General features: G+C 41.3%; 26 protein-coding genes and 1 pseudogene. 17 read left to right on the forward strand and 10 right to left on the reverse strand.

Going from position 1 to position 26,653, the window contains the following annotated elements; translation table 11 throughout:
* Positions 1-5 precede the first annotated feature (5 nt).
* On the reverse strand, positions 6-959 hold the full coding sequence (locus MHH26_RS01385; RefSeq protein WP_034664636.1) for a nucleoside hydrolase: 954 nt from the start codon (positions 957-959) through the stop codon (positions 6-8).
* A 181-nt stretch (positions 960-1,140) separates the two neighbouring features.
* Here MHH26_RS01385 and MHH26_RS01390 point away from each other — a divergent pair, with 181 nt between their 5' ends.
* A complete protein-coding gene (locus MHH26_RS01390; RefSeq protein ID WP_034664632.1) occupies positions 1,141-2,049 on the forward strand; it encodes a diacylglycerol kinase in 909 nt (302 codons plus the stop codon).
* A 60-nt stretch (positions 2,050-2,109) separates the two neighbouring features.
* Positions 2,110-3,489, forward strand: a complete 1,380-nt coding sequence (gene rlmD, locus MHH26_RS01395; protein ID WP_340971944.1) for a 23S rRNA (uracil(1939)-C(5))-methyltransferase RlmD — start codon at positions 2,110-2,112, stop codon at positions 3,487-3,489.
* Positions 3,490-3,659: 170 nt separating this feature from the next.
* On the opposite strand, the gene MHH26_RS01400 is transcribed toward rlmD, so the two are convergent.
* Positions 3,660-4,217, reverse strand: coding sequence for a hypothetical protein (locus MHH26_RS01400; protein WP_334750912.1), 558 nt, complete (start codon positions 4,215-4,217; stop codon positions 3,660-3,662).
* A gap of 788 nt (positions 4,218-5,005) precedes the next feature.
* On the opposite strand from MHH26_RS01400, the gene MHH26_RS01405 reads away from it, so the two are divergent.
* Positions 5,006-5,977 carry a tRNA dihydrouridine synthase gene (locus MHH26_RS01405; protein WP_106071882.1) on the forward strand — a complete coding sequence of 324 codons (972 nt, stop codon included), beginning with the start codon at positions 5,006-5,008 and terminating at the stop codon, positions 5,975-5,977.
* A gap of 110 nt (positions 5,978-6,087) precedes the next feature.
* A pseudogene (locus MHH26_RS01410) lies at positions 6,088-6,537 on the forward strand (SMI1/KNR4 family protein); the annotation flags it as partial.
* 132 nt (positions 6,538-6,669) lie between these two features.
* Here the strand turns inward: MHH26_RS01410 and MHH26_RS01415 are convergent.
* Positions 6,670-7,434, reverse strand: coding sequence for a MurR/RpiR family transcriptional regulator (locus MHH26_RS01415; protein WP_106061759.1), 765 nt, complete (start codon positions 7,432-7,434; stop codon positions 6,670-6,672).
* 148 nt (positions 7,435-7,582) lie between these two features.
* Here MHH26_RS01415 and MHH26_RS01420 point away from each other — a divergent pair, with 148 nt between their 5' ends.
* Positions 7,583-9,172: an alpha-glucoside-specific PTS transporter subunit IIBC gene (locus MHH26_RS01420; protein ID WP_340971950.1), complete on the forward strand. Its 1,590-nt coding sequence runs from the start codon at positions 7,583-7,585 to the stop codon at positions 9,170-9,172.
* Between the two features lie 17 nt (positions 9,173-9,189).
* Positions 9,190-10,515, forward strand: a complete 1,326-nt coding sequence (locus MHH26_RS01425) for a 6-phospho-alpha-glucosidase (protein WP_340971952.1) — start codon at positions 9,190-9,192, stop codon at positions 10,513-10,515.
* Between the two features lie 148 nt (positions 10,516-10,663).
* Here MHH26_RS01425 and MHH26_RS01430 read toward each other — a convergent pair whose 3' ends face one another.
* Positions 10,664-11,035, reverse strand: coding sequence for a hypothetical protein (locus tag MHH26_RS01430; protein WP_034664610.1), 372 nt, complete (start codon positions 11,033-11,035; stop codon positions 10,664-10,666).
* Positions 11,036-11,216: 181 nt separating this feature from the next.
* Here MHH26_RS01430 and MHH26_RS01435 point away from each other — a divergent pair, with 181 nt between their 5' ends.
* Together MHH26_RS01435 and MHH26_RS01440 are read left to right on the forward strand one after the other, a co-directional pair.
* The gene (locus MHH26_RS01435) at positions 11,217-11,654 is read left to right on the forward strand and encodes an Rrf2 family transcriptional regulator (RefSeq protein ID WP_307499262.1); all 438 of its coding nucleotides are present in this window, start codon (positions 11,217-11,219) and stop codon (positions 11,652-11,654) included.
* A 64-nt stretch (positions 11,655-11,718) separates the two neighbouring features.
* A complete protein-coding gene (locus MHH26_RS01440) occupies positions 11,719-12,633 on the forward strand; it encodes an NAD(P)/FAD-dependent oxidoreductase (RefSeq protein WP_340971957.1) in 915 nt (304 codons plus the stop codon).
* Positions 12,634-12,643: 10 nt separating this feature from the next.
* On the opposite strand, the gene MHH26_RS01445 is transcribed toward MHH26_RS01440, so the two are convergent.
* Positions 12,644-12,850 carry a hypothetical protein gene (locus tag MHH26_RS01445; protein WP_066031192.1) on the reverse strand — a complete coding sequence of 69 codons (207 nt, stop codon included), beginning with the start codon at positions 12,848-12,850 and terminating at the stop codon, positions 12,644-12,646.
* 113 nt (positions 12,851-12,963) lie between these two features.
* Between MHH26_RS01445 and MHH26_RS01450 the strand changes: the two genes are divergently transcribed.
* Positions 12,964-13,611, forward strand: a complete 648-nt coding sequence (locus MHH26_RS01450; RefSeq protein ID WP_340971960.1) for a DUF3885 domain-containing protein — start codon at positions 12,964-12,966, stop codon at positions 13,609-13,611.
* A 33-nt stretch (positions 13,612-13,644) separates the two neighbouring features.
* On the opposite strand, the gene MHH26_RS01455 is transcribed toward MHH26_RS01450, so the two are convergent.
* Positions 13,645-14,973, reverse strand: a complete 1,329-nt coding sequence (locus tag MHH26_RS01455; protein WP_034664592.1) for a 6-phospho-beta-glucosidase — start codon at positions 14,971-14,973, stop codon at positions 13,645-13,647.
* 199 nt (positions 14,974-15,172) lie between these two features.
* On the opposite strand from MHH26_RS01455, the gene MHH26_RS01460 reads away from it, so the two are divergent.
* A complete protein-coding gene (locus tag MHH26_RS01460; protein WP_034664588.1) occupies positions 15,173-15,904 on the forward strand; it encodes a MurR/RpiR family transcriptional regulator in 732 nt (243 codons plus the stop codon).
* A gap of 17 nt (positions 15,905-15,921) precedes the next feature.
* Here the strand turns inward: MHH26_RS01460 and MHH26_RS01465 are convergent, their stop codons facing one another.
* The gene (locus MHH26_RS01465) at positions 15,922-17,121 is read right to left on the reverse strand and encodes an MFS transporter (protein WP_340971964.1); all 1,200 of its coding nucleotides are present in this window, start codon (positions 17,119-17,121) and stop codon (positions 15,922-15,924) included.
* 145 nt (positions 17,122-17,266) lie between these two features.
* Between MHH26_RS01465 and MHH26_RS01470 the strand changes: the two genes are divergently transcribed.
* Positions 17,267-17,746: an aminoacyl-tRNA deacylase gene (locus MHH26_RS01470; RefSeq protein WP_060595726.1), complete on the forward strand. Its 480-nt coding sequence runs from the start codon at positions 17,267-17,269 to the stop codon at positions 17,744-17,746.
* Positions 17,747-17,779: 33 nt separating this feature from the next.
* Here MHH26_RS01470 and MHH26_RS01475 read toward each other — a convergent pair whose 3' ends face one another.
* Positions 17,780-18,688: a LysR family transcriptional regulator gene (locus tag MHH26_RS01475; RefSeq protein WP_307499268.1), complete on the reverse strand. Its 909-nt coding sequence runs from the start codon at positions 18,686-18,688 to the stop codon at positions 17,780-17,782.
* 103 nt (positions 18,689-18,791) lie between these two features.
* On the opposite strand from MHH26_RS01475, the gene MHH26_RS01480 reads away from it, so the two are divergent.
* Positions 18,792-19,994, forward strand: a complete 1,203-nt coding sequence (locus tag MHH26_RS01480; protein ID WP_307499269.1) for an MFS transporter — start codon at positions 18,792-18,794, stop codon at positions 19,992-19,994.
* A gap of 64 nt (positions 19,995-20,058) precedes the next feature.
* Here MHH26_RS01480 and MHH26_RS01485 read toward each other — a convergent pair whose 3' ends face one another.
* Positions 20,059-21,138 (reverse strand): DUF3900 domain-containing protein, encoded by a 1,080-nt coding sequence (locus MHH26_RS01485; RefSeq protein WP_340971969.1) that lies wholly within the window; start codon positions 21,136-21,138, stop codon positions 20,059-20,061.
* A 198-nt stretch (positions 21,139-21,336) separates the two neighbouring features.
* Positions 21,337-21,486: a DUF1540 domain-containing protein gene (locus MHH26_RS01490; RefSeq protein WP_003213883.1), complete on the reverse strand. Its 150-nt coding sequence runs from the start codon at positions 21,484-21,486 to the stop codon at positions 21,337-21,339.
* 355 nt (positions 21,487-21,841) lie between these two features.
* Here MHH26_RS01490 and rfbF point away from each other — a divergent pair, with 355 nt between their 5' ends.
* From rfbF to MHH26_RS01515, 5 genes are read left to right on the forward strand one after another with little or no spacing between them, the layout of a single operon-like run.
* Positions 21,842-22,606 carry a glucose-1-phosphate cytidylyltransferase gene (rfbF, locus tag MHH26_RS01495; protein ID WP_106043758.1) on the forward strand — a complete coding sequence of 255 codons (765 nt, stop codon included), beginning with the start codon at positions 21,842-21,844 and terminating at the stop codon, positions 22,604-22,606.
* A 4-nt stretch (positions 22,607-22,610) separates the two neighbouring features.
* On the forward strand, positions 22,611-23,582 hold the full coding sequence (locus tag MHH26_RS01500) for a GDP-mannose 4,6-dehydratase (RefSeq protein WP_041816148.1): 972 nt from the start codon (positions 22,611-22,613) through the stop codon (positions 23,580-23,582).
* A 12-nt stretch (positions 23,583-23,594) separates the two neighbouring features.
* Positions 23,595-24,506 carry a putative nucleotide-diphospho-sugar transferase gene (locus MHH26_RS01505; protein WP_334750905.1) on the forward strand — a complete coding sequence of 304 codons (912 nt, stop codon included), beginning with the start codon at positions 23,595-23,597 and terminating at the stop codon, positions 24,504-24,506.
* On the forward strand, positions 24,503-25,693 hold the full coding sequence (locus MHH26_RS01510) for a glycosyltransferase family 2 protein (RefSeq protein WP_340971973.1): 1,191 nt from the start codon (positions 24,503-24,505) through the stop codon (positions 25,691-25,693). Before MHH26_RS01505 ends, MHH26_RS01510 begins: the two co-directional genes overlap by 4 nt.
* Positions 25,694-26,623 (forward strand): putative nucleotide-diphospho-sugar transferase, encoded by a 930-nt coding sequence (locus tag MHH26_RS01515; RefSeq protein WP_340971976.1) that lies wholly within the window; start codon positions 25,694-25,696, stop codon positions 26,621-26,623.
* Positions 26,624-26,653: the final 30 nt, after the last annotated feature.

Consider the following 26,653-nt stretch of genomic DNA (forward strand, 5'->3'; position numbering starts at 1 on the left):
ATTTTTTATGTTGAAATCTGACAAACAGCTTTTCTCATGAGCTCTTCAAATGCTTGGAAAAAGGCATCACGATCGACATGGTCAATGACTTGTATTGACTTTCCATCTGGATGTTCTGCGGTGCGCCCTTGCTTTGGCGTTTCGGTATAAACGATCGCGCTCACTTCTTTTGAATGGGTAAATGATGAAGAAGCAAGCGTCATCGTTGTGAGTACGTCCCATAAGTAATATGTCGAATTTGTTTCATGATGAATGAGCGGTGGACAAAAGGCGTAGCACTGCCCAATAAAATCAATCCCAATGTGAGAACGAAGGGAAGCCCAGCGCTGACGCACATCAAGTGTAAGTGGAACTTGATTTGTGCTTTCAAGTGCGACCATATCAATAGGAAAGCGTTCCTTGAAGACAGTGCTGACAGCATAAGGGTCCCAAAAAGCATTCCATTCTGCTGTCCCATCATGCTCGGGTTCCTCCACATTCCCTTTTTCAAGAAACGTACCGCCCATCCATACCAATTTTTCAATTTTATTAGAGATGGAAGGATCTTCTTCTAATGCACGGGCAAGATCTGTGAGCGGCCCTGTAAAGAGTAGCGTGACAGGTTCGGCTGCCTTTTTAACGGTTTCGATTAAATGAAGGTGTGCTGGAAGCTTGGACACGTTTGTATCAACAGTGCCTTTCTCGTTTAAAATAGGTAAGGCATCTACATAAAAAGCATGCATGCGCCACTCTTTCGGAAAAGGATTGACGCCTCTAGAATTTGAAGCAGCGACTTCAATTTCATAAGGGCTAAATCGATCAATGATTTTTTGAGATGCACTGAGAGCAGGCTCTAAATAACAATCAGCAGGAATGACAGACGTCCCAATCACTTTCAGGTGTTCCATTTGAAGGAGAAGAAACAACGAGACGAGATCATCAACACCGCCATCATGATTAAAATAGACAGGCTTTTTCATCGCAAACCATCCTTTACAGCGTTTTCTTTTATCTTATCAGAATGCTTTCTTGCTGAGGGTAATGTGGCAGGAGATTTCTCATATTAGCTGGTTGTTCTGTTGCCATTTTCAAATCTCATAGTATAATTAAAGGTTGTTAGTGGTGAAAATAGATTGCATAATGAATATAGGATGATGATGAATGAAACGTGCTCGAATTATATACAATCCGACATCTGGGCGTGAACTCTTCAAGAAGAATTTGCCGCAGGTTTTGCAAAAATTTGAACAAGCTGGCTATGAAACATCTTGTCATGCAACGACATGTGCAGGAGATGCGACACAAGCAGCTGAAAAAGCCGCACAGAGAGACTTTGATTTAATTGTAGCAGCAGGTGGAGACGGCACGATCAATGAAGTCGTCAACGGACTAGCACCGCTTGAAAAAAGACCGAAACTAGGAATCATTCCAGTTGGAACAACAAATGACTTCGCAAGAGCACTTGGAATTCCACGAGAAGGTGTTTTAAAAGCAACAGATGCCATTATAGATGGTGTAGCGAAGCCGCTTGATATCGGTAAAGTCAATGGCCATTATTTTATTAATATTGCAGGCGGCGGCCGGTTAACAGAGCTCACTTATGAAGTGCCTAGTAAGCTGAAGACAATGCTTGGACAGCTTGCTTATTATTTAAAAGGCATGGAGATGCTTCCTTCGATCCGCCCGACAGAAGTCGAAATTGAATATGACGGCAAATTGTTTCATGGAGAAATCATGCTGTTTCTTGTTTCACTCACAAATTCAGTAGGCGGCTTTGAAAAGCTAGCGCCAGATTCCATTTTAGATGATGGAATGTTTGACCTGATTATTTTAAAGAAGGTCAATTTAGCAGAAGCCATTCGAGTAGTCAGTCTTGCACTTCGAGGCGAGCATATTCATGATAACAATGTCATCTACGCAAAAGCGAATCGCGTGAAGGTAGATGTAAAAGATAAAATGCAATTAAATTTAGATGGCGAATTCGGCGGCATGCTGCCAGGTGAATTTGAAAACCTGTATCGTCATATTGAATTTATAGTGCCAAAAGCAACAGCTGAAAAAATAGGGTAGAGATTGAACTTGGTTCCTTATGGCGCCAAGTTTTTCTTTGCAAATGAGGTGATAAAATTGGTGAAAATGAAACCGCCTGTTGAAAAGAATGAATACTACAATGTAACCTTCGAAGACTTAACGCACGAAGGTGCAGGTGTAGCAAAAATTGAAGGATTCCCTGTCTTTGTACCGAATGCCCTTCCAGACGAACAAGGGAAAATCAAGGTCACACGTGTGAAAAAAGGATTTGCTTTTGGGCGACTCATGGAGCTGACAAAAGAAAGTCAGCATAGGCAAGATGCGCCATGTCCTATCTATAAGCAGTGCGGAGGCTGTCAAATTCAGCATATGAGCTATGAAGGCCAGCTGCTATTTAAACAGAAACAAGTAAAGGACGTTTTAGAGCGGATCGGCAAGCTTGATATGAGCCGTGTAAAAGTTCATCCTGTACTCGGCATGGAAGACCCTTGGAATTACCGAAACAAAGCACAAGTTCCAGTTGGCGAACGAGAAGGCGGACTTGTTGCAGGATTTTATCAGCAACGTACCCATGAAATCATCGATATGGAAAAATGTTTGATCCAGCAATCAGAAAATGACGAAGTGGTACAGGCAGTAAAAGACATATGCAATGCGTTTGGCATCAAAGCATATAACGAAGAGCGACACAAAGGGTGGCTGCGTCATGTGATGGTTCGCTACGGTATTGCAACAGGTGAAATGATGGTAGTGTTTGTTACTAGAACGGCTGACTTTCCGCAAAAGCAGCAGGTGATTGAGCAGATTATAGCACGCTTCCCACACGTTCGGTCAATTGTACAAAACGTGAATTCAAAGAAAACAAATGTCATTTTCGGAGACGAAACAACCGTTTTATGGGGAGAAGAATACATTTATGACACGATTGGCGACATCAAATTTGCCATTTCAGCCCGCTCGTTTTATCAAGTGAACCCAGCTCAAACAAAGGTGCTTTACGACAAAGCCCTTGAATATGCCGAGCTGCAAGGAGAAGAAACTGTCATCGATGCGTATTGTGGAATCGGTACGATTTCCTTATTTCTCGCACAAAAAGCAGGCAGAGTATATGGCGTAGAAATTGTGCCAGAAGCGATTGAAGATGCAAAACGCAACGCTGCCTTAAACGGGATCAATAACGTCGAATTCGCAGTCGGCGAAGCAGAAACCGTCATCCCAAACTGGTACAAAGAAGGCATCAAAGCAGACACCCTCGTCGTCGATCCGCCAAGAAAAGGCTGTGACGAAGCACTGCTTGATACGATTTTAAAGATGAAACCAAAACGAGTTGTGTATGTGTCCTGTAATCCTGGGACGCTTGCTCGTGATTTGCGTATTCTTGAAGATGGTGGGTATGTGACAGAGGAAGTACAGCCTGTGGATATGTTCCCGCATACGAGTCATGTGGAGTGTGTGGCAAGTCTTGTGATTAATCATTAATGTATTGAAAGACATCCCGATTTCGAGAAAAACATCGATATCAGGATGATGCATAGGCCTTCTGCTGATAGCATCTATGGTCCAAAGATTAAAGCAGCAGTGTTAGAAAAGCGGTATAAAATAATATCTATTAGTAAATAGCCCCCTGTCCTTTATTGGATGGGGGGCTATTATCCTATGTTTTTCTGATTTTTTTGATCAAGCGCAGAGGATATAATATCAAGTCCGATGTATAAGAAACTAACAAAGAAAGATAAAATCAATACACCATTTCCCCATATAGAAACTTCAATTTTCTCCAAATTTAGTACATATTTAATCGTGAAGTAAATAAGAGCCCACGAAGCAAAAAATTCTAAAATATAAGTTATCCATATTGGGACCTTCAACAAAAAAATGATTCCTTTCCCTATAAATAAAACTATAAATGACCAAAAAATCACGATGATGCTGACTAACAATGAAAAGGTAATCAAAGAGAAAAATGAATCATAAGTGATGTATTCACCGAAAAGAAAATTCACTCCCAATGAGACTAGATAAAGCATAACAGTTGGAAGGGCAATAATGAAACTTAGGGAAAAAAATATTAGTAAAATAAGAAGAACGGCAGCAATAGCGCCAGGGGCTTCATCTACAACGTTTTTCTTTCTTAAAAAAGTATAGAGTATGATAGACACTAAAAGGAGTATTAAAAAAGTCAATGAAATCACGTAAGAAAAAGACATGAATACCTCCATAAAAAAGCGCTATTAGAAACTAATAGCACTTATTGTTTATTTAAACAAGATTAAAAATGAATTTTGCCAAAGTTTTAGTAACATCTCTAGGAGAGCCTATTTAAGCATTAGTGAACTGTTTTTCTGTCCACTTTTCCCCTTTATCCATTACTTTTGCGATTTGGCAGAATTCTTTCTGATCTAAGCAGCAACTTTTTAGGAAAACCAGTGAAATATTTCTAAAATTCGTATAGGTCTTTTAAGAAAATCACTCTTATTATGCAATACACAAAAATTGTAACAAAAACCATATTAAGAATGAATTGTATCTTAGTACTGTATTTTATATAATGTGATATATTTTGAATAGAGAATATCTAAAGTTGAAAAAGTTATGTATCAGTGTAACAATTTTTTCTGTGTTATTCGCTGCCGGTTGGTCGCTTGATAAAATCATTACTTCTAATACTTATCATGTAACAGAAAAGGCAATTACAATTTAAAAAGCCCCTGCATAGGGCTTTTTTTATTTGAATATCTTTTTTATTAGTTTGCCAGATGCATTACCTGCTGCCCGTCGCATGACACGTTTTCCAGTAGTACCTTTTTGAACGGCGTTTACGTCTTCTCAAATTTTTGATATTTTATAAAGTGCTGATAGCATTTTGTTAATGTTCATTTTATGCTCCTTTTGCGTTGAATCCTTACTAAAGTATATAATGATAAAAATTGCTGAAAGATTTTATAGAAGGACATGCCCTTTAAGGCGCTATGTCATGAGAGGAATTGGATGAAAGATGAGTAAAAATTTCTGGCGTGATTTACCACGGCCATTTTTTATATTAGCACCAATGGAAGAAGTGACAGATGTTGTGTTTCGTCATGTTGTGAGTGAGGCGGCGAGACCTGATGTGTTTTTTACAGAGTTCACGAACAGCGAGAGCTATTGCCATCCGGATGGTATTCAAAGTGTGAAGGGGCGTTTAACCTTTACAGAGGATGAACAGCCGATTGTTGCTCATATTTGGGGAGACAAGCCTGAGAACTTTAGACAAATGAGCATTGGAATGGCGGAGTTAGGGTTTCAGGGTCTTGATATTAATATGGGCTGTCCTGTTCCGAATGTCACGCAAAACGGGAAGGGCAGTGGATTGATTCTACGCCCAGATGTTGCGGCAGAGCTGATTCAGGCTGCAAAAGCTGGGGGATTACCTGTCAGCGTAAAAACAAGACTTGGTTTTACAGAGGTCGATGAATGGCGCGGTTGGCTCAGACACATATTGGAGCAAGACATTGTGAATTTGTCTATCCATCTTCGTACAAGAAAGGAAATGAGCCAGGTGGATGCTCACTGGGAGCTCATTCCTGAGATTATAAAACTGCGTGATGAAGTAGCACCTGATACGCTTTTAACGATTAATGGTGATATTCCTGATCGTCAAACGGGCTTAAAGCTCGCTGAGCAGTATGGAGTGGACGGTGTGATGATTGGGCGTGGGATTTTCCATAATCCATTTGCCTTTGAAAAAGAACAGAAGGAGCATACGAGTGATGAGCTGCTAGGCCTTTTAAGGTTGCATCTTGATCTTCATGATCAATATTCATCACTAGGCTTGCGTCCATTCAAGGCACTGCACCGTTTCTTTAAGATTTATGTGAAAGGATTCAGAGGAGCGAGTTTCCTAAGAAATCAATTAATGAACACATCATCAACAGATGAAGTGCGTGCAATGCTGGATGAATTTGAAGCGAGAAATAAAGAACAATAACGATTGAAAAGAGGAGGGGAAGCCCTTCTCTTTTTTCTATGAATAGGACTATTAAACTAGTCGTCTCAAATGGTAAGATAAGATAGAAATAACAATTGGAGGTATTTTATTTGAAATCATTTTGGGATAAAGACAGAGAAAGTGAAGAGACATTTAAGAAAATCAATGAGAAAGGAATTGCAAAAGCAGAAAAGAAGCTAGGCGTCATCCTGCCTGATACATATAAGAAACTTATTCTTGAACAAAATGGCGGTTATACCTTGCATAATGCTTTTCCAACGGACCAGCCGAATGGATGGGCAGAGGATCATGTGTCATTTGATCATTTAAGAGGAATTGCTAAAAATGAAGGCATTATGGATAGTGATTATTTAATAGAAGAATGGGAATTGCCTGAGGGACTTGTGCTGATTTGTGGGGATGGTCATACGTGGATTGCATTGGATTATAGAGAAACAAAGGAGCATCCGCCCATTCATTACTTTGATCTAGAATATGAGACGGATTTTAAATTAGCGGATTCGTTTGATGAACTGCTTGCTGGGCATTATACTGCTGAATAACATTGAGCAGTCATCACTTATTTCAGAAAAATATTTTGGTGTTTTTTGAGAGAGACAAAAGTGTCTCTCTTTTTTATGAAGCAAAATGAATTATTTCACCACTTCACTCCAAAACTGTACCTATTATTTTTAAGTCCTATTATTCAATTGGTTCCATTTCCACTCACTAAATTTTCTTACGATAATATCTACCACAATGTAAAATGGCAGAAAGCTTGAGTTGTCCACTTTGTTATACAAAGGAAACGGGGTGCTGCTTACATAGATGTTAAACATGGCATTTTGTGCAAGGAGGTTATTCCTCAATGTGGTCATGCTGATAAATTTGATATGTCTAGTTTTCACCAATTGAATGATTTCATCTAAATTCTTCGATTCGCCTGATAAAGAAATGATAAATAAAAGGTCATCCTCACCAAATTCAACGATTCCATCTGTTAAGTCTCGCTTACTTCGTAAAACTTGAGATTTCTTATGCAGTGACCATAACTGTCGTTGTACATCATTGGCCAAATCGAGCTGAGCTGTTCCTGTACCATAAATATAAATATACGGTGCGCGATCAATCAGTTGATTTAATTGATGAAAGTCCAGCTGCTCCATATATTTCCTTGTCTGCTGGATATCTTGATCGAGCAGCTTCATTAAATCTTGTGTTGTTTCTTCAGTATGATTATTCAATTTCACATAAGACTTTAAGTCACTGTAGCCGTCGAAGCCTATTTTCTTGGCAAGCCGATGGATGGATGAGATGGAAGTATGAGCATAATGAGCAAGATCCTGAATTTTCATTGTCTTCATTTCTTCAAGGTGATCGTGAATCGTTTTAATAATGTGCAGATCATTCTTATTTAAATCTTCGAAGTATTCATTTACCAGCTTGTCCAATATCATGCGATGTGCCCTCCAACATGAAAATATTTTCTTCCTGTGAAAATATAATCTAATGTTACAACTTGATTTCTAAATACGTCAAACCTATTGGTTTTTGTAAGCGCTCCCTTTACAGTGGTCTTATGGATCAAACAAAGGGGTGATGCTTATGAATGCAATCAAGCGATTTGGCAGTGCTATGGTAGTTCCTGTACTTTTATTCGCATTTTTTGGTATTGTTGTAGGCCTTGCGACTTTATGTAAGAATCCAGCGATTATGGGGGAAATGGCTGCAGAAGATACGATGTGGTATAAGGTTTGGGCACTGATTGAAAGCGGGGGATGGACGATCTTCAATCATATGGAGCTGGCATTTGTGATTGGATTACCCATCTCTCTTGCAAAAAAAGCGCAAGCACGTGCTACGCTCGCAGCTTTGATGATTTATCTTGTGTTTAACAATTATATTCATGCTATTTTGACACTTTGGCCGTCCACTTTTGGTGTTGATTTATCGCAAGGTGTCGAGAATGTAGCGGGTGTAAAAGAAATTGCGGGTATACCTACGCTCGATACAAGTATCATTGGTGCGGTTATGATATCTGGAATCGTGATTTGGATCCATAATCGTTTTTATGATCAAAAGCTGCCTGAAATGCTCGGGATTTTCCAGGGGCTTGTATTTGTTGTCATCATCGGATTCTTTGTGATGATTCCTATTGCTTTTATCGTTGCTTTTGTATGGCCCTATGTTCAGCAAGGGATTCAATCTCTCCAAGGGTTCATGTCACAGTCTGGATATATTGGTGTCTGGCTGTTTCATTTCTTGGAAAGGGTGTTAATTCCAACAGGACTTCACCATTTTATTTATACACCTTTTGAGTTTGGTCCAGCGGCTGTAAATGGGGGGTTAAAACCATATTGGATTGCTCACTTAAATGAATTTGCGACCTCAACTTCCGATTTGAAAAATCTTTATCCATACGGATTTTTACTGCATGGAAATATTAAGATGTTCGGCTGTTTAGGGATAGCTCTAGCGATGTATTTTTCTACCCCGAATGAAAATAGAAAAAAGGTTTTGGCATTGGTGTTACCCGCCACATTAACAGCAATATTTGCCGGAATTACAGAACCACTTGAATTTACATTTCTATTTCTCGCGCCTTATTTATTTGTCATACATGCACTTCTTGGAGCCACCATGGTGACAATCATGAATATGTTTGGTGTTGTCGGAATGATGGGTTCCGGGCTTTTTGAGATAGCTGCATTGAACTGGATTCCGCTCTCTTCAAATCATGGAGGGATTTATCTGATCCAAGCCATGATTGGATGTCTATTTACAGCATTGTATTTTGTCATATTTAGATGGATGATTGTGAAATTTGATATTCCATTACCAGGCCGAAAACATGAGGAGGAGACTAGGCTATATACAAAACAAGATTATGAGAATGCTAATAAAAAGGGTCATGACAAAAAGGAAGCGCCCGTTTATGCGTCTGAGTATGAAGAGAAAGCCGTTTATTTCTTAGAAGGCCTTGGCGGTAAAGAAAACATTAAAGATGTGACAAACTGTGCCACGCGTCTGCGTATTACAGTGATTGACCCTAGCTTGGTGAAAGATAGGGAATACTTTACAAAAGATAAACTGGCACACGGAATGGCTAAGAGTGGTCAAAGCATTCAGATCATTGTTGGCTTAAGTGTACCGCAAGTGAGAGAGTCCTTTGAGGCAAAACTTTCATTTAATTGAAAAAGGAGCTGGATATAATGAAAACATTTAATATTACCATTGCTGGAGGCGGAAGTACATTTACACCAGGGATCATTTTGATGCTGTTAAACTATTTAGAGGAGTTCCCAATTCATACAATTAAACTCTATGATAATGATGCAGCTAGACAAAAGACGATTGCAGATGCATGTGAGATTATGTTAAAAGAACGAGCACCAGAAGTGCGATTACTGGCAAGCACGGACCCAGAAGAAGCCTTTACTCAAGTCGATTTTGTGATGGCACATATCCGTGTCGGCAAATATGCAATGCGTGAATTAGATGAGAAAATTCCATTGAAGCATGGAGTCGTCGGACAGGAAACATGCGGTCCAGGTGGAATAGCTTACGGAATAAGGTCCATTCCAGGTGTATTAGAACTTGTCGATTATATGGAAAAATACTCACCTGAAGCTTGGATGTTAAACTATTCTAACCCTGCAGCTGTAGTCGCAGAGGCAACACGTAAGCTAAGACCGAATTCCAAGATTTTAAACATATGCGATATGCCGATTGGAATCGAAGAATTAATTGCAAAGAATTTAGGCTTATCTTCACGTAAAGAACTGGAAGTAGATTACTATGGTTTGAATCATTTTGGCTGGTGGACAGATATTCGGGATAAAGCAGGAAATAGCTTAATGCCTGAGGTGATTAAGCATGTAAGCCAGCATGGTTATGCAACAGATGGAACATCTGAACTAGAACAGCAGAAGAGCTGGAACAGCACATTAAAAAAGGCTAAAGATATTCAAGCACTTGATCCAAAAACGGTACCGAATACGTATTTGAAATACTATCTATTTCCAGATGAAGAAGTGGCACATTCAAACATAGAGTTCACGCGTGCCAATGAAGTGATGGAGGGGCGAGAAGCTTTTGTTTTTAGTGAATGTCAGGCCATCATTGATAAAGGGAGTGCGAAGGAAACAAAGCTAACCATCGATGAACACGCTTCCTATATCGTTGATTTAGCAAGAGCCATTGCTTTTAATAAAAAAGAACGGATGCTGATGATTGTAGAGAACAATGGCGCCATCATGAACTTTGACCCAACAGCCATGGTCGAAATTCCTTGTATCGTTGGCAGCAACGGTCCAGAAAAATTAGTGGTTGGAGAAATTCCTAGATTTCAAAAAAGTCTCATGGAGCAGCAAGTTGGCGTAGAAAAATTAGTAGTAGAAGCATTTGAAGAAGGTTCCTATCAAAAACTATGGCAGGCCATCACATTATCGAAAACGGTGCCGAGTGCTAAAGTAGCAAAAGATATTTTAGACGACTTAATTGTGGCAAATAAAGCATTTTGGCCAGAGTTAACATAACACGAGGATAAGCAATATGGGCGTTACATCGCTCATATTGCTTATTTGTTTTTTCAACCGATGTATTCCGCTTTTTTTGTGATGGCGACAAAGCGGTTTTCACTGGGTACTAAAAGACCCCCTCACCAAAAAGGGGGTCACCAATTCCTTACTCTGCACTCTCCTCAACCTCACGGCTATCCTCTGTTTCACCAATATAAATTGGACCGTTTGCGTGGTCGAGTCGGATTGGCCATTCGTATGGAATTTGAAGTCGTTTAGCAATACCTCTCCAGAATTTTGTAGAATCATATTCGAATTCTTGGAAGTCTTTTAATAAGTCTTTGTAAGACGAGCCATCAAATTGAATGAACATGTCTTGAAGGCGCATGAACGCGACATGTCTCACTTCTAATGCTGCCGCAGCTTCCATCTCTTCTTCTGTTGCTTCTCCAATGATTGTTCCTGCGGGCGGAAGCATGTCGTATACATTGAATTCCTCTTCTTCTTCGTGTGCTGCATTGTGCTGTTGATCTGACATTTTCTTCACTCCTTCTAGTTTTCATCAAAATTTTATTCGTGCTTACCTCTATTATCGGAAGAAAATGCGAAATGTGGAATGAAAAAAGAAGCAGAACCACAACACTTGCTTTTTCTTCTTGAATCTTTTATGATCAATTACAGATATAAAAGGTCTATAATAGATAGAAAGGAATGTTCCCATGAAATATTCTAAAGCGACCAACTATGCACTTCATACGATGGTGTTTTTAACTCTTGCTCCGAAGGGGAAAGCAATTGGCGTTGAGCCTCTTGCTAAAATGCAAGATCTTTCACCCACCTATTTATCTAAAATTTTAACAAAGCTTGTAAAGGCAGGATTGATTGAATCAACACCTGGTGCAAAAGGTGGTTACGCCATTATGAAAAAGAAGGAAGACATTTCGTTTTTAGACGTCATTCAGGCTGTAGAAGGGCAAACGAATTTGTTTCGCTGTTCTTTAGAGCATGATTCTTTCATGCCTCATGATGACTGTTTGATTGAACAGGTCATGCAGGATGTTGAAACAAAAATGCAGGAGACGTTAAGTCAAAAGCGGTTAGTTGATATTGCAAGCCAAATTGAGCAGACAGAAAAGAATCCATTTTTCAACATGTGATTTTTTTGAACTAATTATAGATATTAAGAGTCTTTAAAATCTTTAATAAAAAGGAGAGATTTACATGTTATTAGATTGTGCCATTATCGGAGGCGGGCCAGCCGGATTAAGTGCAGCACTTGTTGTGGGGCGGGGCAGAAAACAGGTCATTGTATTCGATGACGAGATGCCAAGAAATCGAGTGACACAGGAATCACATGGATTTATTACAAACGATGGAATGACACCGTTTGAGATCAGACAAGCGGGAGAGGCAGATATTCAAAACTACCCTCATATTCAAATAAAGCGAAGCAGAATTGTTGAGATACAAAACAATGAGGACAACTTTACGTTACTGACACAAGAGGGAGAAAGATTCGAAGCGAAGAAAATCATATTGGCAACAGGACTTCAGGATATACTGCCAGAGATTAAGGGAATTCATGACGTGTATGGAAAGACGTTGTTTAGCTGTCCTTTCTGCGATGGTTGGGAGCTAAAGGACAAGCCGCTTGCCCTAATTGCTGAGAATCCACGCGCCTTGCATATGGCTAAACTTCTTTCCAATTGGACAAAGGATTTGATCGTGTTTACGAATGGGCAGCAAGTGTTAGCTGAAGAGGAGAAGGCACTGCTATCAGCACATTCTATTCAAGTCATTGATGTACCGATTATGTCAATCGATCATGACAATGGGCAGCTGCACTCTCTCCAACTTGCGAATGGGGAGACAGTGAAAAGAGAAGGCGGATTTGTCGCAAGTGAATTCAAGCAGTCAGCTCCATTTGCTGAAAAACTAGGCTGTCAAATGACGAAAAATGCCGGCATTGAAACAGATATTCTTGGACGTACAACCGTCAGCGGTGTCTTTGCATGCGGTGACAATTTAGGCGGCCCTGCTCAGCTTGTACTTGCAGCAGCTGCGGGAAGCCAGGCAGGAATGGGCGTCATCCATGAACTTGTGCAAGAGGAATTTCAACAAAAAACATCTCTATGAAAAGAGATGTTCAGCGATGAGCGGTTTTCCGTTTTGCTAAGACGTGAGCTGCCCATTCAAAAAGTGCGTAGATGACAAAGAAGATAAGGATCCAGCTGCTGGCATCGACCCATACATTGGTGATATGAATGATGTTCGCCTGATCAAGTCCAGTCTGTACCCACATGGTGATCAATGCTGTGAGGAACACTTGTAGAAACCATTTTGATTTTTTCAATTGGTCACACCTCCATCTCTTTCCATCATATAAGAAATGACAGTTTATTTCCAATTGTATTTCCATCAGTTTCAACGGTAAAATAATAAATAAAACCAATGGAAGGACATGAGATGAGCGATCAAACCAATAGTTTTTTAAAAAGTCATTTTCCTGATCTTGTCCTCACACCGTCCCTTTTTTATCAATGGCCTTTTGGGCTTCGCTTTGAAGTGGCAGATTGGTCATTAGGAGAAGAATCAGTTGTATTAGAAAAAGCAGGGGATCGTGCTTTGAAAATTGTCAGATATGCTTTTGATCCAGAAGACGATATTCTGTTTGTCACGGATGTCTATACGCAGCATGAACATGAATTAACGAAGCAAAAGCTCCTAGTTTATCAGAAATATGTCCGCCAGCAAGTACGCAATCGATTGCGTCACGAGCTTTTGACCTATGTTAGACCAGAACTAGATGAGCCACTGACATTGGAGAGATTTACCTTAACTTGTCAGCTGCAAGATATCCGATTACGCCCACTTCTACAAGCCATATGCCAAGAGGATTTCTATGCACCGAATCAAATCATGAAGGGGAAGCTTGATAATGAAATTTATCTCATCAATCTCTCGAAACAGATGATTTTCCACTTATATGATGATCGAGGCTGTGATCTCATAGCGTCAGATTCTGAGCGTCTTCGGCCAGTCTATGAGGGCTTACAGCACTGGCTATTAGACTATGATCGTGCTCAGATGGACCGGCTGTTTGCAGCGAAATAAGAAAACCGCACTTTTGACAAGTGCGGTTCTGTTTTATGCTTCTACTTTATTGAAGAACTGTGGTAAATATTCTTTGTGTGCTTCTAGCATTTCATCGAGGATGCTTTTTGCAATCGCATCTGATGGGACGAGCGGGTTGATCGTCATTGCGACAAGGGCTGTGTTGTAATCGCCTGTCACGGCTGCTTCAGCGGCAACACGTTCAAAGGATTTAATTTGAGAAATGAGTCCTTTGACAGCGACTGGCATTTCACCAACAGCGATTGGTTTAGGACCGTCTTTTGTGATGACGCAGTTGAGTTCAACGGCAGAATCATTTGGAATGTCACTGATGGCACCATTGTTGATGGTGTTCACAGGCTGAATGTCATGCTTGTCGTTATAAATGGATGCAATCAAGTTACAAGCCGCATCACTGTAGTAAGCACCGCCTCGTTTTTCAAGCTGTGGCGGTTTGATATCAAGATCAGGATCTTTGTAAAGCTCGAACAGGTCATTTTCTAGTGCACGAACGACTTCTGCACGAGTTCCTTCATTCTCTGCTGCTTTCTTTTCTTCAGCCAGCATATCACTTGTTTTGTAGTAGTAGCGGTGATATGGACATGGAATGACGCCAAGCCCTTTTAAGAAATCTGCATTCCACGGAATGGCTTGAATGTTGTTCATCGACATGCTGGAGTTTGGATCTGCCATGTCTTCGATGACTTGATCCATGATGCTTTTGCCATCTAAGAATACATTGAGTCCAAAGACCATATGGTTTAATCCAGCAAAGCTGACTTCGACTCTGCTTGCGTCGACATCAAGTCCTTTGGCGATTCCCATGCGAATACCGATTGGCACGTTGCATAAGCCAACGACTTTGCGATGGTTTGAATAGCGAAGAACGGCTTCTGTGACCATACCAGCTGGGTTGGTGAAATTCACAAGCCATGCGTCTGGGCACAGTTCTTCAATATCTTTGACAATATCAAGAATGACTGGAATGGTGCGAAGTCCTTTGAATAGACCTCCTGGACCATTCGTTTCTTGACCAATGACATCATATTTTAAAGGAATGCGTTCATCCTTCATACGTGCTTCAAGAAGTCCGACACGGAATTGTGTTGTGACGAAATCAGCGCCCGCAAGCGCTTTCCGGCGATCTAATGTTAAATGAACCTCGATTGGAAGTCCTGCCTTTTTCACCATGCGTTTTGCAAGATTTCCGACGATTTCAAGCTTCTCTTTTCCCGCTTCAATATCGACAAGCCAAAGCTCGCTAATCGGAAATTCATCGTATCGTTTAATAAATCCTTCTACAAGCTCTGGTGTATAGCTTGATCCTCCGCCAATTGTGACAACCTTTAATCCTTTTGCCATGTGCTGCACCTCCGAATAATGTAACGCGCAATGTTATAATAGAGAAAAGCCAATTCTTTTGTCTGTACATCTATAGCTTATCGTGAGAGCATCTAGTGCGTAAATGACTTCAGCGTCTTTAGGCAAGGGTGTCTCATTTAGAGATTTGTTACATAAAAGAAACACATTGTGACATGCTGTTGGAGAAAGGGGAAGTCAGATGTTTTCAAGTGAGGTCATTTCAAGCTTTAATGAACTAGAAAGCGCTTTATACCGATATATCATGGAAAACAGTGAAAAGGTCGTGTATATGAGAATTCGGGATTTAGCAGATGCTGCCCATATTTCCACCTCGTCTGTCCTTCGCTTTTGCCGAAAAGTGAATTGTGAAGGCTTTTCAGAGTTTAAAGTGAAACTCAAAATGTATTTAGAATCAGAGCAGACACCTACTTTAAAAAGCACACAGCACTTTCTATATGAATTTATTGAACGCACACTGAAAGGGGACTTTGAAGGGAAAATTAAGGAGGCAGCAAGGCTCATTGCCGATGCAAAAAATGTGCTGTTTATCGGAACTGGCAGCTCTGGTATTTTGGCACAGTATGGGGCTAGGTATTTTTCGAGTCTTGAGAAATTTTCATTTTACATCAATGATCCGTTTTTCCCGATGAATATGCAGTATTTAGACAATAGTGTCACCATTGTGCTGTCTGTATCAGGGGAGAACCGTATTACGATTGATCATATTTCGAAGTTAAAAAGAGAAGGAAGCAAAATCATTAGTATTACAAACAATCAGCACTGTACGATTTCGCGCATTTCCGATTTAAATATTGCTTATTACGTGACAGACGAACGGGTTCACAGAGCCAATATTACGACACAGACGCCAGTTGTGTATATTTTAGAAGCGATGGCTCGTGACATGTTCGCGATGTTAAAGGAAAAGTAAAAGAGCCGCTGCATGAATCAGCCGCTCTTTTTTTTCTGCCTCATAAAAGCGAGGATGGCAATCCCCGAACAGATGAGCACAAACAAACCGCCTAGCAAATACACAGTCCTCGCTCCGAATGCATCTGCAATCAATCCAACAAAGAAAATAGATAAACCGACAGATACAGAAGAAAGGACGTAATGAGCCGAGTACACCTTTGATAAATCTCGGACGGGCGTTTCCGTTTGAAGAATGGTTTGCTGCGAAACATCCCGAATTTGATAAGCAGGCCCCATCAAAATACAAAGCAGTAAAGCAAGCCACGGCAGGCTGTTCAGTGAAAAGACAATAGTCAGCACCGCATAAATGAATGAACCAGCTGCCATAAAGAGAAGAAGCTGCTTTTGAATCAACCGGCTTATCCACGCAGCCAAGAGCCCGCCTAGAATGGCGCCTGTATAATAAGCGCCGTTGATAAAACCCCACCATTCCTCACTTTCGTTTAAATCATGGGTGACAAAGGCAAGGGTAATCGCCCCGATCCACACAGCACCCGCTATATTTTCACAGACATCCATAAAGGTCAGGGTGCGAATTGTTTTGTTTGTCCAAATGATCGTCCAGCCATCCTTGAAACTGTTCATCTTATTTGCTTTTCGAACGGTGTCTTCTTGCTTAAGAAGAGGAAATACAGGGGTGAAAAACAAATAAGACAACACAATCATAAAACAAGTGATCCACATTAAATAAAAGGGACCAATGAACAGGACAAGCATTCCAGTAAACGAATAGCCGGCGATTTGCACCGTTTGATGAAAAATGGAGGCTGTACTGTTCGCTTTCACAAGCTGATTTGCTGGCACAAGCATCGGCATGATGGCCTGTAATAAAGGACTGATGAACCCGCCTGTGATGGAAATGAGAATAAGCGCACTTAACAGCCAGACCATATGCTGCTGAAAGAAATGAAATTGGGCTGTAAACACGATGAGCATCACAAGACGTAAAAGAGGGACCCATTTCAACAGCCGGCCCGCTTGAAAGTGATCGGTCAAAACAGGAGAGATGAGCCCGGCTAATAGCTGGCATAGCGTTCTTATTAGCGGAAATAGAGCCGCATAGGCAACAGATTGTGTATCTTGATAGATCACAAACGTGATCGTCATCACAAATAGAATATCACTTAGCATGAGAAGGCTTTTACTGCCTGTATAATACCAAAACTTGTTTCCCATATCCAACCGGCTCCTTTTCAAAAACAAGTTCAGTATAGCATGGTGATGAAGGACCTAGATGCTTTTCATTGAAAAATACATCTTAAGGATGAGAGGATTGTGATAAGCTAAATGAAAGACATCGCAAGGAAAGGGGTTCAAATCAATGAAAGTACTACCGGCACATGAATTCTTGAATCAGCACAGCATCCCATATGAGATCAAAGCATTTTCTTCCGAAACAGAGAAGGGAGCAGCAAATGTAGCAGCAGCCCTTGGTTTTCGTGAAAGACAAATGATCAAAACATTAATTTTTGAAACAGGGGAAGGGGAGCAGCTGCTTGTGATGGTTGGCGCAGACCAGCATATTAAGTCAGGGAAACTAAAGAAAGCGGCCGGCTCTCGTAATATTAAAATGGCATCACCAGAGAAGGTTCTGGAAGTGACGGGCTACCGAATTGGCTCGATACCGCCATTTTGCTGGCAGCCAGAAGGCTTCCGCACCATCATCGAAGCTTCGTTATTAGAGGAAGAGGTATTAGGTGTTGGAGCAGGCGAATGGGGAAATGAAATCCTCATCACACCAGAACAATTAGTGAAAGCCTCAAAGGCTGTACCGTATGACATTGTTCAACCAGCCGAATAGAAAAAAATGCCTGTTTCTTATGCAGGCACTTTTTTAATTTGCAGCAGGCGCCTTAAATGGACCGATATCTTTCATTTGCAGAAAGGCATCCACTGTTCTATTTTCTTCAAGATCATTCGCCCGTTTGCAGATAACAACGGGTCTGACGATTTCTATGCCTTCGATATATACGCGCCCAATCTCTTTCCGCTTGAGACTGCCTTGAACCGCATCACGGGGAACAAGTGTGATCCCATAGCCAGCTTTGATCATTTGAATCGCTTCATGAACACCGCTGAATTGTAAATCAACAGTCGGTTTTTTAATTCCTTTCGAGGTGAAAAGGGAAAAGAGTTTATCTCTTGTGGAGCTGCCTTCTTCACGCATCAAAAAAGGCTCCAGGCTCAGGCGCTCTAGCGGGACGGTTTTTCCGTTTAACGGATGCTCTGCTGGCACAATAAAATCATAGCTTAAATTCGTCAAATGGGAGGTAACGATCTCCTCATGATGCAAATCTTCAATTACAGCGATGGCCACATCTGATTCATATTGAAGCAGGCTGTCTATCACTTGAGCGGAGTTTCCGCTTTTTAATTCAATTTCTGTCTGTGGTGAAGACGATTTAAAAGCAGCGAGCCAATCAGGCAGTAAAAAGTTGAGTGGTACGTAGGTAGAAGCGATGCGGAGGCGCCCCTTTTTCCCATTTTGTAATAGCGTGATCTGATATTCTACTTCCTTTTCAGCCTCGAACACTTGCCGGGCATAAGGATACAGCATCTTTCCCATTTCTGTGAGCGCAATTCCTCGGCCGTTTCGTTTAAAAAGGCGAAAACCGATCTCTCGTTCAATGCTTCTAAGCTGAGCCGTCACAGCTGGCTGTGTCAAAGATAGTGCGTCTGCTGTTTGTGTGACGCTTTTAGTCTCTGCGACCTTTGCAAAAATCCGAAGGGCATGTAAATTCAACTTTGCACCACCTATCAATTATTTTAATGGTTTAATCAAAAACATTCATTAGATTTATTATAAAGCATCCCTTATCGTAAAGATAGCGAAGGGGGAAGGGAAAATGGATCATCGTCAAAAGCAAGTTGTGTCAATATCGCTCATCACAGCATTTGCACTTATTGGGGATTCAATGCTCTATATTGTTCTTCCAGTCTATTGGAAAGAGATTGGTTTATCATCCATTTGGGAGGTCGGATTACTGCTGTCCATCAACCGATTCATTCGCATCCCGCTAGCGCCTGTCGTATGGTGGCTCTATCGATATATCCCAATGAAGACCGGTGTATTGATGGCGATTTTGATCGCGTCAGTGACCACGATATTATATGGGGTGAGCGGTTTTTGGCTGCTGCTGATCTGCCGCTGCGCATGGGGACTTGCTTGGACGTTACTCCGTATGAGCGGGATGAGGGTTTTGGCTGAAATGGACGAAGGCTCACAAGGACATTTGACGGGTCTTTATAATGGGCTTTACCGGCTTGGCAGTTTATTTGGCATGTTATTTGGCGGGATTTTCGCCAGCTTGATCGGCTTCCAGTCCATGACGCTTGTCTTTGGGTTACTCACATTGATAGGGTGCGTTTTTTATGTATCTTTGGATGAAATTGAAAAGAGAGAAGGCACGCAGATGTATCATGGCATCAAACAGAAGTGGTTTGCACGAGATGTTGTAAAAGTACTGATAACAGGCATGCTGGTCGCACTTATTATACAAGGTTTATTCGCATCCACGCTGAGTCATGTCATTGAAGCAAAGATCGATCAGGATGAATTTGCTCTATTTGGCTTTGTCATCGGAGCTTCGGTTTTAAGCGGTGTCATTCAAGCAATCAGGTGGGGGTGGGAACCATTTGTCGCACCGAGAACAGGCAAATGGTTTGATCGGCTTGTGATGAAGGAACGGATGCTATGCTGGATGTTTCTTTCATTTGGAGGGCTCAGTTTTCTTGGGGTCATGCTGAAGGTAAGCGGCTGGTTCCTATTGATGCTGCTTTTGATTCAGCTGCTGGCAACGATTGTAACAACGTTCACCGATACACTTGCCTTTCAAAAAGCCTCTGCTCAAACAGATAAGAACCGCTTTCTCGCAAGCTATTCTTTTGTTCAAGATATGGGTGCTGCTTTAGGGCCTTTGTGCGGATATACGTTGATTCAGTTTTTCGGAACAAACAGTGTCTTTTGGCTGATGCTCATCATAAGCTTAATGCTTGTCAGCATGTGGGCAAGAGACGGGCAGCTGCATGTTTCTTCTGGTGCAGTGTAAAAAATGAAGCGTTATATAAAAAAACTGCCTCATGCAGCTGATCGCAGGAGGCAGTCATATTCTCTTATTCTATGTCTGAATCGTAGGCTTTTTGCGTCAGGTGGCTGACCACCTCTTTTAATCCATTTGGTTTATGGAATTCAACAGGTGTGCTTCCTTTTTCGAAGACGATTTGGTCTGCTTCAACGAGCAAGACATATCGATTGTTGACCTTCGCAATATGGATCGAGTGGCCAAAGTCCGCTAGAAGTCCTTTGATTTCTGTTTCACCTAGACGCATTTTCATTGTGATATCAGGGGTTTGTTCCACAATGTGAGAAGCTGCTAGTGTGACCTGTTCTGTATCGAGTGTTTCTCTAATTTCTCGTTTTTCACTCGCTTCCCATTTTTCAAGATCCTCTTCGAACTGCTTTAATTCTTCACTTTCATCCTGTAATGTTTCAAATACTTGTTCCTGCACCATATTCATGACCTGTGATTTCATGATTTCAGGCATAGATTCCCCGTATTCGACGAATTTCAGAAAGTCCTCAAAATAACGCGCATGTGAGGATTGGTGAATTTTCACTTCGGCTTCCTCTGTCATGCCCTCTTCTGGCATAAACGGGTATTGAATCGATTTCATGTTTTTTGTTGTAATGGCCATTTCGACTTTTTTGATCAAGGTAGATGTATCAGCGATAGAAGCCACTTTCTGTTCAAAATCGCATTTCATAATAAAGACAAAGGAGTCATCGAAATACTTTTTAGGAACGGCAGACGCAACTAAAAAAACGCCGCCTCTGACAGCACTTGTATCTAAATACGTGCGAACAAACTGTTCGCTGCATTCATTAAATACTTCTTTTGTATCTGCAAATCTCGTCTGATGAAATAAATTGTAGTTTGGATTTGAATCGAGTTCATGACCGGGTTCGACAATGAACCGGCCAATTTTGGTCGGTACTTGTTCAGATTTAGGGTGTCTGTCCACTTTTCGTTTGACGATTTTTTTTAGCTCGCCATCTAAAAAGTCCTTCAGCTCACTTTGTTCAAATTCCTCTTGATCTAATGTTTGATAATGCTTGAACCGTTTATTTGCTTGTTCATCTTTGCCTTCGATTTCTACGACAAAGAATGATAGAAAACGTATCGTAAAATCCATTGATTGGTCACCACTTTTTCTTCTTCGGATATGTTGAGTATAGAAAAAGGAGTGAAAATCGTCAACGAATGGAGAAATATCGTGTCATTATTTCCCGAGAAATGTTTAGTGAAAAACACTTGATAATAATTATCATTCTTGATAGAATGATAAAAGAAAAGAAGGAACCTGCCAGTTCCTTCATCTCAGAAAAACAACTTATTTTGTTTCAAATGTTTCGCAATCAGTTTCGGCATTGCGAGTCACATCAGTCATTGTGTTTTTACCAATTTTAATGGTAGAAGCAGTACAGCTGTTATCAGCCCAAAAACGGCAAGAGTTCACTTCACAAAGTACGTTTTGTGCCATGAGAATTCACCTCCGTGATTCATATTGAGAATGAAGCAAGCTGCCACTTGAATTCATTCCATCTAGTAGTCTCTTTATAAAAAGAGGCTGTTTGTGCTGATGATGCACATGTTTATCATACCATCTACCCTGATAATATACAATTTAAACTTTGAAAGAGCGAGAATACAAATCTCGCTCTTTTTTTATTTGTAAAAATAGTTAAATGCTAGGTGGCACCATCTCTCATTTCGACATATGAATAGAGTAGATTCAAAACCTGATGTCGGACAAAGTCTGAGGGTACATGTACTGATTTTCCGCATAAAGATAAGGTTTTCAATCAAAAATTTTCATAGAGAGATGAGGGGAGAAGATGAAAGCAGTCATTCTCTGCGGAGGAAAGGGAACGAGAATGAGTGAGGTCACACAAGCGCTTCCTAAACCACTTGCTATGATCGGAGATCGGCCTATTCTATGGCATATTATGAAAATCTATCAGTATTACGGAGTAGATGAGTTTATCTTATTGCTTGGATATAAAGGAGAGAAGATCAAAGAATATTTTCTGAACTACGACTGGCGGCATCACAGCATGCAGCTGGATATGGCAACAGGAGAAATGAAGCTTTTAGGAAAGTCAGAGAACTGGAAAATCACCTTTTTAGATACGGGTGAGGAGACGATGACAGGCGGACGGTTAAAGCAGGCGCAGGACTACATTGGGGATGAGACATTCATGATGACGTATGGTGATGGACTTGCCAATATCAATATGTTTCATCTGCTGAAGCGTCATCAGGATCTTGGGGCAGCTGCGACTGTCACAGGAATTGAAAAGAAGTCCCAGTACGGGACACTGAAGGTGTATAACGGGATGGCACAATCCTTCTCTGAGAAGACAGACAGTGTCGGGATGATCAATGGAGGGTTTTTTGTGTTGTCTCCAAAGGTATTTGACTATTTGACAGACGGTGATCAATGCGTGTTTGAAGCGGAGCCTCTGCAAAATCTGGCGAATGATGGAGAGCTTGCGGTTTATGAGCACCACGGATTTTGGACAGCGATCGATACGTATAAGAACCTGAAGGAAATCAATGGCATGTGGACAAATGGAAAACAACCATGGAAGGTTTGGTGACGGCATGAGCGGATTTTGGAATGGGAAAAACGTATTTGTGACTGGATGTACAGGACTATTGGGAAGCTATCTCGTCAAGGAATTGATTGATCAAGGTGCAAACGTAACTGGACTTGTGCGTGATCAGGTGCCTCGATCGAATTTATATCAAGGCAGTCAATTCGAAAAGATGAATGTGGTGCAAGGTGCATTGGAGGATATGCAAACGATTGAACGTGCGTTAGGAGAATACGAAATTGATACTGTCTTCCATTTGGCGGCGCAGGCCATTGTTGGGGTCGCAAATAGACACCCTGTTTCTACATTTGAAGCCAATATTTTAGGGACATGGAATGTACTGGAGGCTTGCAGAAGACAGCCGCTGATCAAACGAGTCATCGTGGCATCAAGTGACAAAGCATACGGCGATCAGGAGCAGCTTCCATACGATGAAGACATGCCGCTAAATGGGAAACATCCGTATGATGTATCGAAGAGCTGTGCAGATTTAATTTCTCACACGTATTACAACACATATGGTCTTCCGGTTTGTATTACACGCTGCGGCAATTTATACGGGGGCGGGGATTTAAATTTCAACAGAATCATTCCGCAAACCATCCAGCTTGTGTTAGAAGGAGAGGCACCGGAAATTAGAAGTGACGGGACATTTATTCGTGATTACTTCTACATTGAAGATGCAGTCAAGGCTTATTTGCTTCTAGCTGAGAAGATGGAGGAAAAAGGGCTCGCTGGAGAAGCATTTAACTTTAGTAATGAAATTCAGCTGACGGTGCTTGAGCTTGTGGATAAGATTTTAAAGGCAATGGGCAGTGAACTGAAGCCGCGTATTTTAAACCAAGGAACGCATGAGATTAAGCATCAATATTTGTCGGCAGAAAAGGCGAGAAAGCTGCTTGATTGGAAGCCTGACTACTCCATTGATGAAGGTTTAGAGAAGACGATTGAATGGTACCGCGAATTCTTTCAAAAATAGAGGTGTAAGTAGATGAACAGCATATATTGTACGGTTCTATCGAGTGGAAGACTTTATCAAGCCATTGCGTTTTTCTTATCATTGAAGCAAGTAGAAGATGATGCTGTTATCAAGACGTTATGTATGGATGATGCTGCATTTGATCTGCTTCATCAAATGAATTTTCCTCATGTCGATCTTGTTCATGTACGGGAGCTCGAAACGCCGGAGCTGCTGGATAAAAAAGAGGAACGGGATGCCTCGGAATATTGCTGGACATTAAAGCCGATTTGGATTGAGTGGTTATTTGAACAGGAGCAGGCAGAGGGCGTAACCTATCTTGATGCGGATTTGTTCTTTTATGAGAGCCCGCAAGTGATTTTTCAACATCAGCCGGATGCCTCTGTTTTACTCTCGAGAGGGGATATTGTGATTCCGAGCTTCGATCCCGAGGAAGTGAAGATGCTTCAGAAGCTATTAGGCCGCTATAACTCAGGCTTCCTGCATTTTAAAGGAGATGAAGCCGGCCGGAAATGCCTCAGCTGGTGGAAAGAAGAATGCCTGAAGGAATGCAAAAATGCGCCGGGCGAAGGCAAGTTTGGCGATCAAGGATATCTCGATCATATGCCGAAGCTGTTTGAAAAAGTGGAAGATATTCAAACAAAAGGCGTGAATATTGGTCATTGGAACTATGGGCAGCATTCTTATCGGGAAGAAAATGGACGGATTTTGCTGGACGATGGGCATCCGCTCATTTGCTATCATTTCAGCGGCTTTCGCATCGTGAGCAAGGATGAGATGCAGCAAATTCATGAAAAAGGGAGAAATGATCTGCCGTTTTTCCAAGAAGCCTATCGAAACGTGCTGCGCCATGTGATTGAATCTGTTGAGCAGGTCGATCCGCTGTTTAACGGCTATGCCAAATTGGAGGGGGATGACGCATGAATGAGAAGCCAAAGGTAAGCGTCATTATTCCAAGCTATAATGCCAAAGAGCGTTTAGAAGGGAGTCTTTTTTCCTTAACGCTTCAGGATACGGATATTCCATTTGAGGTCATTGTCGCTGATAATGGGTCAACGGACGGCACGATGGAAATGCTTGAGAACATTGAGGTGAATTTCCCGTTTAAAAAGGTACGTATTCCTGTCAATCAAGGGATTGCCAAGGGTCGCAATCATGCCATTCGCGAGGCGGAGGGAGACCTGCTGATATTCCATGACAGCGATATGCTGGCAGAGCCGCAATTTATTCAAAAGCATGCGGAGGCACATGCTGTTCATGAGGACCTTGTCATTTGTGGTGTATGCTGGAAGCGGATTTATCGTTATTTTTACGAAGCATTTGATAAGGATCATATCAATCGGTTGAAAAAGCAAGGCTTGTATAAGCGGAAAATGAAAGATAAAACGCCTCTTTTATCAATGAAGGAAGTTGAAAATGGTGCATTTCTAGAGAAAAGCTTCGATTTGCAGTCTGAGTTTATTGATATTCTCAAAGACATTTTGCGCACGTATAACTATGATTTAGGCTCTTATGAGCTGCCGTGGCGATTTTTTATTACGAATAACTCCTCTGTCAAACGTAAGCATGTCATGGCACTCGGGATGTTTGATGAAAATATCGTTCGGTACGGGTTTGAAGATTATGATTTAGGAATTCGTCTGCATCAGCTTGGTCTCTCGTTTGAATTGCGAGAGGATATCATGAGTGTGCATCAGGAGCATCCAAGTAATTTAACGTCATTTGATGACATCAAATATAATATTTTGTATATGTGCGAGAAGTACAACAATATTGATGCCATTGATGTCCATTTGGCTTTCTCTGGTCCATTTTCTCACACCGTCACAAATGACATTGTGAAAGAGGTCCGGCAGCTGCGTGAAAATCTGGCATTCGATGGTCTGCTTTCTTATTTTTTAGAGCTGCTTCATTTGATCACAGAGCGGAATGTAGGCATCAAACGCGATAAAAAAGATCAGCTGACAGCAAAGCATGTCCCTTTGAAAAAGCTGTCAGAGGCAGCGCAGCTTGCACGGCAGGAATATGGCTGCACAGTGCTTGTAGAAGCCATTCAAGGGCTGACGAAAGAGCTATTACGCGTTGATTTGTTTCAAGTGGATGTGTTGTAGATGGCATCTTATCATTTTACAACCATTGTGTCGAATACCCATATTTTTAAGCTTTTGGCGCTGATTCATTCGCTTGAACAAACCGCCCATTCATTCAAGTTGTCGGTTTTATGTGCGGACCCTTTGGCTTACAAGGTGTTAAGTGAATTCCCTCATCCGCACGTTCAATATGAACAGCTTGAAGACATTGAAGATGACACGCTGCGAAAGGCAAAAGATGATCGGACGTTCCATGAGTATTGCTGGACGTTAAAGCCTGCTTTTCTGCTCAAAATCCTTGAGTCCTCAGAAGCGGATTATCTCGCCCATTTGGATACGGATTTGTATTTTTATCATGATCCAGAGGCGGTATTTGCAGAGAATCCACTCGCTCATTTATTTTTGACGGATCATATGAATTCCAAGCGGTTCTATCACTTTTATGAGTTGTCTGGCCGCTTTAATACTGGATTTGTCGGCTGCCGCAACACAGACGTTGCCAAACAGGCGGTCACACAATGGAAGGAAAACTGTCTTGCACACTGTACAGTAGAAATGGATACAGAAAATAAGACGTATGGAGATCAGCGGTATGTTGAAAGATGGATCGATGATTTTGAAGGGGTCCATGTGGTGACATCTAAAGGAGCCAATGCCGCCATTTGGAATATTGAAAACTACAAGCTTTCAGTTGTGAAAGGGGATATGTATCTCGACGAATGTCCACTCTTGTTCTATCATTTTTCTGCCTTTACGATCATTGATGAGAATACCTTTAATCTTAATTGGTATTACTATATGACAGAACAAAATCTAGTGGATCATCTATATATTCCGTATGCCGATTTGGTTCATCAAAAAATTAAACAGGTGCAAACGGTCTTTCCAGAATTTCAGCAAGGGTTTATTGCAAAGAAGCACGTTCCTGACACGCATTTTTATGAGATATGAAAAAACCGCTCAATAACTGAGCGGTTTTCT

The sequence above is a fragment of the Bacillus sp. FSL K6-2839 genome (assembly GCF_038003365.1).
GTDB lineage: Bacteria > Bacillota > Bacilli > Bacillales > Bacillaceae > Bacillus.